13 protein-coding genes are annotated in these 14,520 nt (G+C 56.7%); 3 read left to right on the plus strand and 10 right to left on the minus strand.

All coding sequences use genetic code 11. From position 1 onward, the window contains the following. Positions 1-25: 25 nt before the first annotated feature. The 7 genes from GRX76_RS14045 to GRX76_RS14075 all read right to left on the minus strand — a co-directional run bounded on the left by GRX76_RS14045 (position 26) and on the right by GRX76_RS14075 (position 7,765). The gene (locus GRX76_RS14045) at positions 26-715 is read right to left on the minus strand and encodes a DUF4919 domain-containing protein (RefSeq protein WP_160153888.1); all 690 of its coding nucleotides are present in this window, start codon (positions 713-715) and stop codon (positions 26-28) included. Continuing rightward, positions 696-1,958, minus strand: coding sequence for a patatin-like phospholipase family protein (locus GRX76_RS14050; RefSeq protein ID WP_160153889.1), 1,263 nt, complete (start codon positions 1,956-1,958; stop codon positions 696-698). The genes GRX76_RS14045 and GRX76_RS14050 overlap by 20 nt, the downstream gene beginning before the upstream one ends. A 175-nt stretch (positions 1,959-2,133) precedes the next feature. Continuing rightward, on the minus strand, positions 2,134-3,138 hold the full coding sequence (locus GRX76_RS14055) for a YhdH/YhfP family quinone oxidoreductase (protein ID WP_160153890.1): 1,005 nt from the start codon (positions 3,136-3,138) through the stop codon (positions 2,134-2,136). Between the two features lie 77 nt (positions 3,139-3,215). After that, complete coding sequence (gene sohB, locus GRX76_RS14060; RefSeq protein ID WP_160153891.1) at positions 3,216-4,436, minus strand: protease SohB; 1,221 nt, start codon at positions 4,434-4,436, stop codon at positions 3,216-3,218. Positions 4,437-4,528: 92 nt separating this feature from the next. After that, complete coding sequence (locus GRX76_RS14065; protein WP_160153892.1) at positions 4,529-5,179, minus strand: cation/multidrug efflux pump; 651 nt, start codon at positions 5,177-5,179, stop codon at positions 4,529-4,531. A gap of 27 nt (positions 5,180-5,206) precedes the next feature. After that, positions 5,207-5,911 (minus strand): NAD(+) diphosphatase, encoded by a 705-nt coding sequence (gene nudC / locus GRX76_RS14070; protein WP_236250373.1) that lies wholly within the window; start codon positions 5,909-5,911, stop codon positions 5,207-5,209. A 156-nt stretch (positions 5,912-6,067) separates the two neighbouring features. Then, positions 6,068-7,765, minus strand: coding sequence for a hypothetical protein (locus GRX76_RS14075; protein WP_160153894.1), 1,698 nt, complete (start codon positions 7,763-7,765; stop codon positions 6,068-6,070). A 378-nt stretch (positions 7,766-8,143) separates the two neighbouring features. Between GRX76_RS14075 and nhaB the strand changes: the two genes are divergently transcribed. Beyond that, positions 8,144-9,676 (plus strand): sodium/proton antiporter NhaB, encoded by a 1,533-nt coding sequence (gene nhaB, locus GRX76_RS14080; protein WP_160153895.1) that lies wholly within the window; start codon positions 8,144-8,146, stop codon positions 9,674-9,676. A 113-nt stretch (positions 9,677-9,789) separates the two neighbouring features. On the opposite strand, the gene dnaQ is transcribed toward nhaB, so the two are convergent. From dnaQ to GRX76_RS14095, 3 genes are all read right to left on the minus strand, one after another. Continuing rightward, positions 9,790-10,512, minus strand: coding sequence for a DNA polymerase III subunit epsilon (gene dnaQ / locus GRX76_RS14085; protein WP_160154978.1), 723 nt, complete (start codon positions 10,510-10,512; stop codon positions 9,790-9,792). Positions 10,513-10,516: 4 nt separating this feature from the next. Further along, on the minus strand, positions 10,517-10,954 hold the full coding sequence (gene rnhA, locus GRX76_RS14090) for a ribonuclease HI (protein ID WP_160153896.1): 438 nt from the start codon (positions 10,952-10,954) through the stop codon (positions 10,517-10,519). 68 nt (positions 10,955-11,022) lie between these two features. Next, positions 11,023-11,832, minus strand: a complete 810-nt coding sequence (locus GRX76_RS14095) for a class I SAM-dependent methyltransferase (protein WP_160153897.1) — start codon at positions 11,830-11,832, stop codon at positions 11,023-11,025. A 148-nt stretch (positions 11,833-11,980) separates the two neighbouring features. On the opposite strand from GRX76_RS14095, the gene gloB reads away from it, so the two are divergent. Together gloB and GRX76_RS14105 are read left to right on the plus strand one after the other, a co-directional pair. Beyond that, entirely contained in the window at positions 11,981-12,775 is a 795-nt protein-coding gene (gene gloB, locus GRX76_RS14100) for a hydroxyacylglutathione hydrolase (protein WP_160153898.1), read from the plus strand. Between the two features lie 161 nt (positions 12,776-12,936). Continuing rightward, the gene (locus tag GRX76_RS14105) at positions 12,937-14,514 is read left to right on the plus strand and encodes a LysM peptidoglycan-binding domain-containing protein (RefSeq protein ID WP_160153899.1); all 1,578 of its coding nucleotides are present in this window, start codon (positions 12,937-12,939) and stop codon (positions 14,512-14,514) included. Positions 14,515-14,520 lie beyond the last annotated feature (6 nt).

The following is a 14,520-nucleotide window of genomic DNA, read 5'->3' on the forward strand; positions in this document are numbered from 1 at the left end:
AATTGCGCAACGTTGATGAGGGGGACTACTCCTCGCCTGCAGCCTGGGCGAACTGCTGGCTTACATTAAAAAACAGCGGGTACTCTTCCCCGGATTCCGGGTCGCGCACCTGCATCTTGTCGTAGATGCCCTGCTTGTCATACACGATGGACTGATCCAGAACCTGCAGGCCCTTGAGACGTACAAAGCCCCGCAACTCTGATGTACTGATCGTCAAAAAGGCACTTTCCTGGCTTTTGCCATCGCCACTGCTTTCGATCGAGGTCATCAATCCCTCCACCATATAGCGATGCTGATCTTCCCGATCAAAATCGCCCGCCTGTCCGCTGCACAAAACACCGATCATATGGGCTTCCAGGCTCATGTAATTGTACTTGAGCACCTTGTCCACATTGCGCAGGCAACCATCAAAATCCGCGGCTTCCACAGAGCTGTAGGCTTCCGGTAAACCCCGCAGTTTGACGCCGCCATAGGGGTTGTATTCCGACGATTCCACAAAGGCTCGCCGCAGGCGATCAAAGTCCAGGGTAAAACTCAGCTGGTGCGCTTCCGCCAACAGCTGCCGGTATTCACTTTGGTTCGCTTGGCGCAGCGCCCCGCCACTGCCACTGCCACTATCCTGTACACCCTGGCTGCCACAGGCAGCAAGAACCAGTGCCAAAGACGCGATCAGTCCGCGACGGAGAAAGGAAGATTCAGGAGGGAGTATTGCCATTACTTGCTTCCGTTGCCGGTTTCACCCGGATTCCAAAAAGGCCTTTTTGCTGAGTTTCCACCAGTTGAGTACGTGGGCGCAAAAAATTGCGCAACTTGTCCCGCTCCCACATGGCATCTTGATAACCCAGTTCGATCAGTTCACCCAGATAGGGTTTTTCAAACAGTAGATAACTGGCGGCGGAGGCGCCGCCACCGGACGTTGTGGCTCCGGTGGATCGAAACAGCCAGCGCAGTGCTGGTGGCAGATAGCGCACTTTGCGACCGGCGAGGCGGTCCAGGCTCTGACTGGGCTCAATCACTGCAGACTCCACTGCCCGCAGCGGTGCCAGTTCCGCCAGTGCTTTTTCGTCCACCGCATCCAGCAACAGGTTGACCCGATCCATATGCTCCAGGTCACCTTCCAGGCTATCGATAAAGGCGGCGTTGAACAGCTGCCCGCCAATCTGTGCCAGCGACGGTGAATGCCGGGCGACCTTGCGGTGCTTGCCCCAGTGCACCGGCGAACGATTATCGGACACGCCCACCACAAACACCCGGCTGGCACCCAGGTGCAGCGCGGGACTGATTGGCGCTAGCTGGCGCACTGCGCCGTCGCCAAAATATTCATCGCCAATTTTCACCGACGGAAACAGAGTGGGAATCGCCGCCGAGGCCATCAGGTGCTCCACGGTTAGCGCCGTGCGTTCACCACAGCGGCGAAAACGTCGCCACTCTTTCAAGTCTTCGCCCCCCTGGAAGAAACTGACCGATTCCCCCTGGTTGTACGACATGGCATTCACACTGACGGCGCGCAGGCGCCCGTCGTCGATATTGCGCTGTATATTCCCGAATGGGATCACCTCAGTAACCAGTTCCCGCAGCGGACCGTTATCCAGCAGAGCCAGGGGCCTGCGCCGGGCGACGCCCTGATTGAACAAAGACGCCGAGATCGTCAGGATATTGCCCAGCAAACTGGTCCAGTTACTGCGATAAATATTGTCGACCGTCAGCCCCATCCACAAATCGTACAGGCGCGCCACCGCCTCTTTGAAAGTACCCGGGTGGCTCGCCAGCAGCAACGCATTGACCGCACCTGCCGACGTACCACAGACAATTTTGAAGGGATGGGGTTCAGTTTCGGGCGTGAGCTCTGCCAGCGCCCTGAGTACCCCCACCTGATAGGCCGCACGGGCACCACCACCGGATAGCACCAAAGCACCGGCATCGTGTGACTGTGAAGTGGGCGGAAGGTTGACCGACAAAGTTTGCTACCAGATCGACAATATTGGGAACAGGGTTTCGAAAACACCCGGACTGGGGGAGTTCGCTCCCAATTCAAAGTTATTGTTGCTATTCAGCATAGCAGGCGCCAGACGGGGATGGCACGACAGAGACTGCATATTGCGCGTGGATTCACATAATTTGACCAGATAAACACTACCTGGTCATATCCACAACATAACGCCCGATCCCGTGCCCGCGATGCAGGCGCGCAAGAAATTCCGGCGCCTGATCCAGGGAAATATCTTCCGCAATTTTTTCCAGCTGCTCACCGATATACCAGTCTCCGGCGAGCCTCTCCCAGACCTCGGCCTTCTTGGACAGCGGCAGTTCGACACTGTCGACACCGAGCAAGCTGATACCTCGCAGAATGAACGGGAAGACATTGGCCTGAAACTGGGCACCGGAAGCCATGCCGCACGCTGCCACACCGCCGCCGTACTTAAGGCACTTGATGACATTGAACAGGGTTTCGCCGCCCACGGTATCCACCGCCCAGGCCCACAGGGGCTTGGCAATGGCCTTGTTGGCAAAAGGCGCCAGCGTCTCACGGTCGAGCACTTTCCAGGCACCCAGCCCGGTCAGGAACTCGGCGGACTCCAGCTTGCCGGTAACCGCCGCTACCCGGAACCCCAGTTTCGCCAGCAGGGCTACCGCAATGGAACCAACACCACCGGTGGCACCTGTCACGAGGACTTCGCCATCCGCGGGTTTCGCCCCGGACTCCAATAACTTCTCGACACAGAGGGCCGCGGTCAAACCAGCGGTGCCAAGAATCATCGCCTCGCGCAGGGACAGGCCATCCGGCAATGGCGTCACCCAGTCAGAGGGAACAGCGATACGTTCCGCCAATCCGCCCGCCGTATTCATACCAAGGTCGTAACCGGTAACCAGTACCTGGGCACCCTTGGTGAAGGCACCGCTGTCGTCCCGTAACACCTTGCCCGCGGCATCAATCCCGGGGGTATGAGGATAGTCACGTGTGACGGCGCGATTACCGAACGCAGACAGTGCATCCTTGTAGTTCAGGGAGGAATGGGAAACATCAATGACAACGGGATTCGCCGGCAGCGCCGACAGCGGGCGATCCACAATACCCTGATCGTATTTGCCCGCAGCTACCTCTTCCACCAGCATCGCGCGATATGTGTTGTCCGTCATTTCCAATTCCCTTGTTTTGCCGCGCCGCCAATCCGCTCCCGCTCGCTACAAGAGCCCCACAGGGCCCCAGCAAGCGTTTACTGTGCCTGATGACGCCAGGCTGCCAGTCGCGAAAGCAGTCTTGCCAGCGCGCTCTCGATACCGGACTGCGCCGCAAAGCCAAATTTCTTGGCGATATTCTGACGCTCTTTGTACTCCACCTGATAAAGATCGGCGTTTTGCGCCCGTGAAGTCAGATACTCATCGGACGTTTTTAATTCATCAATCAGCGCCAGATCCAGTGCACGCTGACCAAACCATACCTCTCCGGTTGCCACCTTAGCGATATCCAGTTGTGGCCTATATTCGGAAACAAAATGCTGGAACAAGGTATGGATTTCTTCCAGGTCACTCTGGAATTTCTCTTTTCCTTCCGGGGTATTCTCCCCGAACATAGTCACCGTGCGCTTGTATTCACCAGCGGTAAACAGTTCAAAATCCACATCGTTGCGCTGCAACAATTTGTGAAAGTTCGGCAATTGGGCAACGACGCCAATTGACCCCAGCATGGCAAAAGGTGCGGCAAGAATCCGGTCCGCCACACACGCCATCATATAACCGCCGCTGGCGGCCACTTTGTCGACCACAATCGTGAGCTTGACCCCCGCACTGCGCACGCGCGCCAACTGGCTCGCTGCCAGACCGTAATTGGCCACCATACCGCCAGGGCTTTCCAGGCACACCACGACCTCATCACGCGTTTCGGCAACCTGCAAAATCGCGGTAATTTCCTCACGGAGATTGGAAAGCGCACTGGCCTTGATATCGCCATCGAAGTGCACCACGAATAAACGCTTGCGAAGATTGCTGTCGTCTTCTCCGGCTAACTTCTCACCGCTCTCTGCGACCTTCTCACCGCTCACGGCTACCGAGCCCGCTTCTGCATCAGCCTCGGCCTGCTCCGGCAATTTCACTTCGCGCGCCTCAGACTGCGATTGCTTCTTTGCCGCCTTATCCGCCTTGGCCTTTGCTTTCAGCTCTGCCTTGCGCTTCTTGGCCTGTTCTTTTTCTTCGGCTTTGCGGTCTTTTTCCTGCTGCTTTTTGCGCGCGTCAAATTCAGCGCTGTCCATAACCGCTTCCAGCAGAACTTCTTTCATATCCTCATAGCGGTCATTCAGGCGCGTGACGGCAATATGACCGGGTTGCCGGTCCTTCCCGTGGGCACGATTGGCCACGATAATACCGATGACGACCAACAGCGCCACGACGATTGTGACCACTTTGGCCAAAAACAATCCGTATTGACTAAGAAATTCCACTCAACCCCCAAAATCCTGATTATCGTTTCGTCAAAACCGGTTGTCGCCGGCCTACTACTGACTCGCCTTACGAGGCAGCATGTTAAATCTGGTCACTGCCACTCATTGAGCGCTGACTGAGCCTGCTGGTTTAGCGGCCGCGCCAACAGGCCGGTATGACTGATACGCACCTCGTATACGGCGCCGTCCTGCATCGGCAAGAAAGTCGCGCTGCCGTAAACGGCATCAACAATCGGCAGCCGGTTATTGGTTTCCCGCAGCCAGCTCCAGATATCCACACCGTGGTCGCTGGGATCCAGGGCGTAAACAGAGCGCTCTTTATTCCGCTCATCCTGCAAGGTCAGGTAACGGCCGCTGAGCCGATCAAGTCGGTACGCAGGCTCTATCCCCCAGCGCGCCAGTGCTCCCTTCCATTTCAGCATCCGCGCATCCAACTGCCACTGGTCACCGTGGAGCTCAAACTCCTGGGAAATACCATCCTCATCGGCAAACTTGACCATAAAATGCTGATCACCGAGACGTTCAAAAGAAACAGTGCCAACACTGTGCTCGTTCGCCAGGTTTCGGTAACTATAGACATCCAAAGCCACCAGCACGATCAGCAGGGCTCCCGCCAGCAACACCAATCCGACGGTGCCCCGTAAAAAACCCATTAACCAGTTGCCTTTCAGCAACACTTTGCCGCCCCAGAAAACCAGCAGCAAAGCAATAAACGCAATCAAAAACGTTATGGCGATATACATGAATTTGGTCCCCGTTTACGCCTGAAATCAGCTATTTCCTGTAAAGGTTCGGATTAATTGTCCCGACAGTGTCTCGGCGGGCGGGATTATCTCCGGCACCTCATCCCGATGAAACCAGCGGGCATCCATAATTTCGTCGCGATCCGGTGTCAGCGTACCGCCGGTGGTTTCCGCCAGAAACCCGATCATCAATTGCCCCGGGAATGGCCACGACTGACTACCGACATAGTGTGGATTCGCAATTTCGAGCCCCACCTCTTCACGCACTTCCCGCGCGAGCGCCTGCTCAGCATTTTCACCCGGCTCGATAAAGCCGGCCAGTGCGGTATACATGGCGTGACGGTGGTGAGTGTGCCGGGCAAGCAGGCACTCATCGCCACGGGTCACCAGCATGATGACGCAGGGTGAAATACGAGGATATACCGCGAAACTGCAGTGTTCGCAGACGCGTGCGCGATCTTTCGGGTGGTATTCCGTCTGCAGTCCACAGCGACCACAGTACTGATGATCCAGATCCCAATTCACTACTTGCGTGGCGCGGCCAATGAGAAAAAACAGCTGTTCGTCCACGGCCCCGAGGAAGGTCCTCAAGCCCCGCCATTCAAAACCGGGAATGTCGACGCGAATCGGCAAGTGATGGACGCCACACGGAGCCCCCTGCCACTCACCGAGATAGTGACTGACCGGGGTGCCTGCTTGCACGGGCAACACGAAGGGGAATTCAGAGTGCATTGGGCCTTGCGGCCCACAGAGGATTTCCCCATGGGATACAAGGATATGCCATTGAAACGCAGGGAGCGGCCATATGCTCCCGGCAGGGCTGAAATTTGTCATAGCGATAGATCGCAGAATGCCTTAACCGATCCCAGACTGCACCAATGCCGGCATTCAGGCAACTTCCACCGGATAACCCAGCGCCTCGAGACTTTCCACCGCAAGGTCCAGCGATTGCTTGTCGGCCTGGCGATGCAGTTTCACTTCACCCAGGTAATACTCAAGACTGATGATGGCGTCGGCAAAAATTTCCAGGGACTGCTCTACCGCCGGAGCGACATTTTTCTGGTCGATCACGGCATCGACGAAATGTACCAACCGCTCCACGACCGCCGCCGCGCGAGACAGACTCAGAACCACCAAGCCACCGCGCACGCTGTTGAGGGTGGTGGAGACATTGCGAATATGGCCATGATCAAAGCCGGAATCCGCATAAGAGGCCAGCGCCCGCTTGATCAGCGACAAGCCCGCTTCGGCCTCTTTTAGCACCGCGAGTTCCGCTTCTGCCAACTGACTGCGCTCAAGTGCAATATCCGCCTGTCCGGTTTCATCCAACTCGATCGTAGAAGTCTGGCGCAGCGCGCGAATGGTGCCGTCGACCGTCAGAATCTGATTGGTAAGCTGCTGTAATGCATTGTCTGCCGCACGCCCACCCGCAGCGGCACAGCTTTGGTATGCAGTAAGCGAGCCGCCCAAATTCTCACCTATTCGGCGGAAATTAAGCAGGATCAGGGTGTTGGAAATTTTACGCAGGGTGTCTACCAGACCACCCTCTTCATCCAGGTTACTGACACCGATCATCTCGGCATCATCGAGCATCCGGCGCACTCCGGAAAGCTCCTCATCCAGGGCGTTGGCAACCGCCGCAATCGCCGTAGCACCCGGGCCGCCGAGACTGGCTCTGTCACGCTCAAGCTCGGGCTCGCGATAGCCCAGCGGTTTGACGCCGAACACCTGCAACAGCCTTTCCCCATGTCCGGACGGACCGGACAAAGCCAACCAATAGAGGCACTCTTTAATCAATACCGGCGGCGCCGGCTGATCCAGCGCGGCGTCACCATCGCGGCAGATATTGCGCAGGCGTCGATCCAGCATACTGAACACCATAACCCGCTGGCGATTGACCAACATCTCGCGGTCCGCCATCGCGGAGATAGCCGCACCCGAAACAGACCAAAGCTTGCCGTTTGGACGCCCGGCACACACGCTGGCAATACGCTGTAACGCGCGCGACATCATGGTATACGCCGGCCCGCGAGGCTTGCCTTTCAGCAACGCCAGCAGTCCCACCTGATACATATGGCGGAACCGGCGTACAAAGGATTTGAGATCTTCTGACATGACCGCGGAGGACACCGCTCCCGGCATATTTGCATCCAGACGGCAGCGCAGGAAGTGACTTTCAGGTACCGGAGCCTGTGCCCGCGCGAGTCGCAGGCTATTAATATAGGGCACCAGCAACTCTGGACGAGCGCTGGCCCGGTTCTGTACAAAATCCAGATAGCGGGTCAGCACATAGAAAGCGGTACCGACACCTTCGAGCAGCTCGTCTGGTGACTGCTGTCGGTCTTGCAGCAGGTCTCCCATCGCGGTGAGCATTTCCTGGGCCAGCAGCTCGGCTGCCGTTAATTGAACCATCTGCAGCACGCCGGCGACCTGCCGCAGCCGCTGAATACACTGCTCAAGTGCCTGCTTGTTGCCATGATCGGCCGCAAACTGATCCAGGTAACCGGTGGCACCTTCAATACTTGCCACAAGCTCTTCTTTTACCAGGCTAACGGACGTCAGGTTGATTTCGCGCAATTCACTCAATGCCTACACCACTGCAATTGTCTTTATATTTTTACCCGCCCGGTAATCGGGGGCATCCAGCACACTCCGCGGCCATTACTAGGATAACTGAGCCATCAGGCGGCAGTTGCACGGAGCGGTTTTGCAAAGCCGCCAATATACAGCTTTGCGCATTCGGTTTCGTGTACAAAACCCCGGCAGCTAGGGCAATTTATACCAAACCGCCCAAGAATCCATCTTTATGGACTCAATTTCCATCGATCAATCAACAAAACTTACCCTTGCTGGTGGCAACTGGTTAAACCAATTGAATTTTCCCCCGGAACTGGGTAGGTTTCCGGGGCGACCCCCCAGCAGTATCGGGACGGGGCTCACGGAGAACCAAGGAAGTAACCCATAATGAACACCCTAAACCAATCCCTGTCACGTTCCGGAAGCGGCATCGGCCGAGCCTTCAGCGAGAACTTCCTCGGCGAAGCACCCGACTGGTACAAGCTGACCATTGCTGTATTTTTGATCATCAACCCCATCCTGCTGCACACCACCTCACCATTTATTACCGGATGGGTGCTGATCGGTGAATTTATATTCACCCTGGCCATGGCACTCAAGTGCTACCCGCTGCAGCCCGGGGGCCTTCTCGCCATTGAAGCCGTGCTACTGGGCATGACTAGCAGCAACGCGGTGTATCGCGAAGTGACCGACAATATACAGGTCATCCTGTTGCTGATGTTCATGGTGGCCGGCATCTACTTTATGAAGAACCTGCTGCTGTACGTATTTACCAAACTGTTAATCAACGTACGCTCCAAAACCACCCTATCCCTACTGTTCTGCGGAGTTTCCGCGGTGCTGTCCGCATTCCTCGACGCACTGACCGTTACCGCAGTACTGATCAGTGTCGCCGTCGGCTTTTACGCGGTTTATCACAAAGTGGCGTCAAACCGACAAACCCACCCGGAACACGACCACTCTTCCGATGAAGAAGTGGTGGAATACCACCGCTCAGATCTGGATCAGTTCCGCTCCTTCCTCCGCAGCCTGATCATGCATGGCGCCGTCGGTACTGCACTGGGCGGTGTCTGTACCTTGGTTGGCGAACCGCAAAACCTGCTGATTGCGGAAAAGGCGGGCTGGGACTTCCTGCACTTCTTCCTCTATATGGCACCGGTCACCATGCCCGCGCTGCTCGCGGGCCTCCTGACCTGCTTTATATTGGAAAAAAGCAAAATGTTCGGTTACGGGGCAAAGCTGCCAAACGCTGTGCGCGAAGTACTCTCCAACTTCGCGGTAGAACAGGAACAGAAACGTACCCAGCGGGATGTTGTGGAGCTGTGGGTGCAGGGCATTGTTGCAGTGATCCTGGTGCTGTCATTGGCCTTCCACGTCGCTGAAGTGGGTATCATCGGCCTGATGATCATCGTACTGCTCACGGCATTCAACGGCGTCATTCAGGAAGCGCGTATCGGCCATGCCTTTGAAGAAGCCCTGCCCTTCACCGCCCTACTGGTAGTCTTTTTTGCCATCGTAGCGGTCATCCATGAACAGCACCTGTTTGAGCCGGTCACCCACTTTGTACTTGGCCTTGAACCGGAGCAACAGCCAGGCATGCTGTTTTTGGCCAATGGCATTTTATCCATGATCAGTGACAACGTATTCGTGGCAACGGTTTACATCAACGAAGTGAAAGCCGCGCTCACGGCAGGCGATATCACTCGCGAGCATTTTGACAAGCTGGCCATCGCCATCAATACCGGCACCAACCTGCCGAGTGTTGCCACACCCAATGGACAGGCGGCATTCCTGTTCCTGCTCACCTCTGCACTGGCGCCGTTAATCCGCCTTTCCTACGGTCGCATGGTCATTATGGCTCTGCCTTACACCATCGTGCTGAGCATTGTGGCCATGCTTTGTGTGATTTACGCCATCTAAGCGAGCTAACTGAATCCCACTGCCGGAATTTAAGCACGAATTAAAAAGGGGCCCCAAAGGGCCCCTTTTTTGTATTTCGCAGAACGCTGGGTTTCCCCTAGCATCAATACGTTTTACCAGAAGTGCTTACCCGCAGATTTTTCCAGCAAACCGAGAAACTGCGCATGCGCTTCCTGCTCCTCAGGGCTGGCCTGCAGCACGGATAGGCGGGCACGCTCTGCACTCAAGCGTCGAATGGAGCCCACCTCCATCTGTTCGGTTTTGCTTTCTTCTTCATCACCACCCTTGTCGGCCCCCGCCAAGGCGAGATCCGTTTGTCCACCGGTCATGATCAGATAGACATCCGCCAGGATCTCAGCATCGAGCAATGCGCCGTGGAGATCCCGCTGGGAGTTATCTACGAAGTAGCGCTTACACAGCGCATCCAGGTTATTTTTCTGGCCGGGATGCTTTTCCCGGGCCAATGCCAGGGTATCAAGCACACCGCAATGCGCCGCTACATTCTGCCAGCGAGGATTGCCAAGCCGTTTCAACTCGGCATTGATGAAGCCCACATCGAAGGGGGCATTGTGAATGACCAACTCTGCACCATCGCAAAAGGTCATAAACTCATCAGCAACCTGAGAAAAGACAGGCTTATCAACCAGGAATTCATTGGTGATACCGTGAACTTCGATGGCCCCGTCATCTACCTGCCGCTCCGGATTGATGTATTGATGATAATGGCGACCAGTCAACTTCCGATTGATCAGTTCGACACAACCAATTTCAATAATCCGGTGTCCGGATTTAGGATCCAGACCTGTGGTTTCGGTATCCAGTACTATCTGGCGCATCGGATTAATCCCCCAACTCATCAATTCCGCGGTTTGCAAGTTCATCGGCGCGCTCGTTGCCCGGATTTCCCGCATGCCCCTTTACCCAGTGCCACTGCACTTCGTGATGGGCGATGGCGTCATCCAGGGCCTGCCAAAGATCGGCGTTTTTCACAGGCTTTTTATTGGCGGTCTTCCAGCCATTCCTTTTCCAGTTGTGGATCCAACCGGTTATCCCCTGGCGCACGTACTGGGAATCCGTGTGCAGGTCTACCGCACAGCGCTGATTCAAAGCAGTCAGCGCCTGGATGGCAGCCATCAGCTCCATGCGATTATTGGTGGTCAGTGACTCTCCTCCGCACAGCTCTTTTTCTGCACCGCCGCTCATCAGCAATGCTCCCCAGCCGCCCGGGCCGGGATTTCCCCGGCAGGCGCCATCGGTATAAATGGTAACTTGTTTCAAACCGGGCTCTTGTAATTCGAATTGTATTCAAGACAAGGATACGCCGCATTGGATGCAAGCATTTGCACTCAGCGCGTTCGTTTTTGGTGGCGATCTCTGGCGGCAACTCGAGGACTGCTGGGCACCACACTCAAAGCAGGCTTTTTCTCACCGCGCCAGTTAATTTTGATGGTGCGCATACGTGCGACTTCTTTGCGCGCGACTATGAGGTAAAAGCCACCCCAGGGCAAGTGCCAGCGGTTACCCAAGCGCTCCATCCAGGCCGTCTTGGCCAGCAGGTCACGGTGCTGCAATGGCAGCCGGAAAAAACCCCGTTCGACCGGTGCCGCCTGCAGGTCCAACAGATTCATCCAGTCTGCCACCCGCGCCGCGCGCAACTGATTGCCCTTCTGGTAGATGCTCGAGGACCCAAAGATACGTGTAAGCCCCAACAGCGAAAAGGGATTGAAGCCGATCAGCACCATGTGTCCCCCAGGAATCAGCACCCGCGCCGCTTCGCGCAACACTTGGTGGGGATGGGGAGCAAAGTCCAGCATGTGGTGCAAAATCACCACATCGATAGATTCCGCTGGCAGCGGCAGCTGTTCGAACTCCACCAGCGCCGCGCCACCACCCTCAACACAAGGGCTCAGGCGAAAGCGGTGATTGATCCGGCTACAGGCCGCAAAGTCTACCTGCTCCGCTACACTGGCCTGCATCAGGTGGTAGCCGAACAAGCGCTCTACCAGCGGCTGAACCAAGGCGAGCTGCTGGGTGAGAATTTCCTGGCCCAAGCCACCCTTGAACCAATCGCTTAGCTCCGGGCAAGACTGAGATAGCGGCGGCAACTGAGCACCGCCGCGCTCGAACAGAGATGTAAACTCCGATTTCCGCCCCATCTGGCAGCTCCTTTTGCGGCTCCTCGAATTATGGGTCACAAGCGACCAAAAACACTGCCAACCGCAGGACCCGTCAGGTCAGCGGTCCCAAACAGCTGGACTCTCTATGTTAAGGTTGCGACATCCAGTAGGTTAGCGGGACACAGCAATGATCACAATCCACCCAATTCCTGCATTTAGCGATAACTATATCTGGCATTTGCAGCAAAGTGGCGAAATAAGTAGCGAAACAGGTAACGAAAACGCCCAGCAAAACTGGGTGATAGACCCCGGGGATGCCGCGCCAGTGATGGCGGCATTGGGGGATTCGCCGCTAACGGGCATCCTTTTGACCCACCACCATTTCGACCATACTGGCGGTGTCGAAGCGCTGAAAAAGGCGTTCGACTGCCCGGTCTATGGCCCCGGCAGTATTGCAGGTGTCACCCACCCCCTGAATGATGGCGATACATTAGACTTGATGGGCTGCCACTGGGACGTTATCGCGGTACCCGGTCACACCCTCGACCACATCGCACTGGTACTTCGGGATGGTGCCATTACCCACCTTTTCTGCGGCGACACCCTCTTTGCAGCCGGCTGCGGACGTCTGTTCGAGGGCACACCAGAACAGATGCACCACTCACTGTCCAAGCTCGCCGCTCTACCCCCGGAAACCCGGGTCTACTGCGCCCACGAGTACACGCTCTCCAACCTGAAATTTGCCGCGGCCGCTGACCCGGCCAACACGGAGGTCACCGAGCGCCAGGTGGCAGCACAGGCAATACGCCAGCGCGGCTTGCCGACACTGCCGTCCACTATTGCGCTGGAGCTCGCCACCAACCCTTTCCTGCGCACCAGCGCTGACGCGGTACGGACACAGGCGATCGCACATGGTGCCGGGGAAGCCCCATCCGCTGTAGAAATATTCGCCACTTTACGACACTGGAAGGACAATTTTTAGGCAATTTGCATTGACCGGAACCAAAGACCCTCTTTAGAATCAGACAATTACAAATTAAAGCTCAAGCGTATTAATCGATAATTCAGGCGACAGGCGCCCCTGATTGGACGGCGCCCGCTACACGCTTGGCAAAAAGATAACGACAGACTGCGGACACCAGCATGGTTTATAAGAAATTTGCCGTTGCAATTCTGGCAACGGCAGTGGGGGCCTGCGCGCAACTCGATTCTGCGCCGCAATCCGGCAGCTCGAGCCACACCACCCCCGGGGCTGGCGAGGTCGAAAACAGCCAGGTTCAGGATATCAGCCAGAACATTCTGAGCGCGGCCGAACCGGCGCTGCCACCGAAGGATATCTGGCAGCGACTGCGACAGGGCTTCTCCCTCGATCGCGAGATCCAACGCCCGAAAGTCCAAGACTACGTCAAGTATTTCTCCTCCAACCAGGGCTATATGGCCCGAGTGACCGAACGTTCTCGCCGCTACATCTTCCATGTAGCTGAGCAGCTGGATCAGGCCAACGTCCCCCTGGAGTTCGCACTGCTACCCATTGTGGAAAGCGCCTACGACCCATTCGCCTACTCCCATGCGCAAGCCTCCGGAATGTGGCAGTTTATTCCCGCTACCGGCAGATCTTTCGGCCTGGATCAGAACTGGTGGTATGACGGCCGCCGTGATGTCGTGGAATCCACTCGCGCCGCGTCTGAATACTTCAATTACCTGGCAGCCAAGTTCGACAATGACTGGCTGCTGGTACTCGCTGCTTACAATGCCGGCGAAGGGACCGTTCGACGGGCCATCGAGCGCAATGCACGCAGCGGCAAAGGCACCAGCTTCTGGGATCTGAAACTGCCCCGGGAAACCAAGCGCTACGTACCCCAGTTACTCGCGCTTGCCGAAGTGGTGGCGCACCCGGAGCGTTACCAAGTTCCCCTGCACGACGTGGGCAATACCCCCTACTATACGGCGGTGAATGTCGGCAGCCAGATCGATCTGGCCCAGGCCTCTGAGCTGGCGGGAATTGAAATTGAAGAACTCTACCTGCTAAACCCCGGGTATAACCGCTGGGCGACCGACCCCAACGGCAACCACCAACTGCTCATTCCCAGCGATAAAAGTGCGCAGTTTGTCGAAGCCCTGGGGAATTTACCGGCGGATAAACGGGTAAGCTGGCAGCGCTACACTGTCGCCCGCGGCGACTCGCTCTCGGTCATTGCCCGCCGCTACGAAACCACCATTGCCGCAATTCAGCAGACCAACAAACTCCGCGGCAGCAGTATCCGCGCCGGACAGACACTCCTGATCCCCAGCGCTTCCGGCCCCAGCGCCCAGTACGCTTACTCGATCGACCAGCGTGTACAGCGCCGCCAGTCATCCGGAAAAGGACAGAAAACCAGCTACACCGTTCGCCCGGGAGACACCCTCTGGGGCATTGCCCGATCCATGGATGTCAAAGTGCGCGAACTGGCCAGCTGGAACAACATGGCGCCCGGCGACACCCTCCGCCCAGGCCACAAACTCGTCGCCTACTCCGGCAGTGGCAGCCAGACCGAGCAAAGCAGCCGAACAACCCGCAAAGTTTCCTACCGGGTACGCAATGGCGACTCTCTTTACCGGATCGCGCGCAAGTTCAGCATCGATATCAGCGACATTGTGCGCTGGAACAAAATCAGCAAGAAAGGCTACCTTCAGCCGGGTCAGCGATTGACCCTCTTCGTAGACAGCGCATCCAACGGCTGACGAACG

It is taken from the genome of Microbulbifer sp. ALW1 (assembly GCF_009903625.1).
Taxonomy (GTDB): Bacteria; Pseudomonadota; Gammaproteobacteria; order Pseudomonadales; family Cellvibrionaceae; genus Microbulbifer.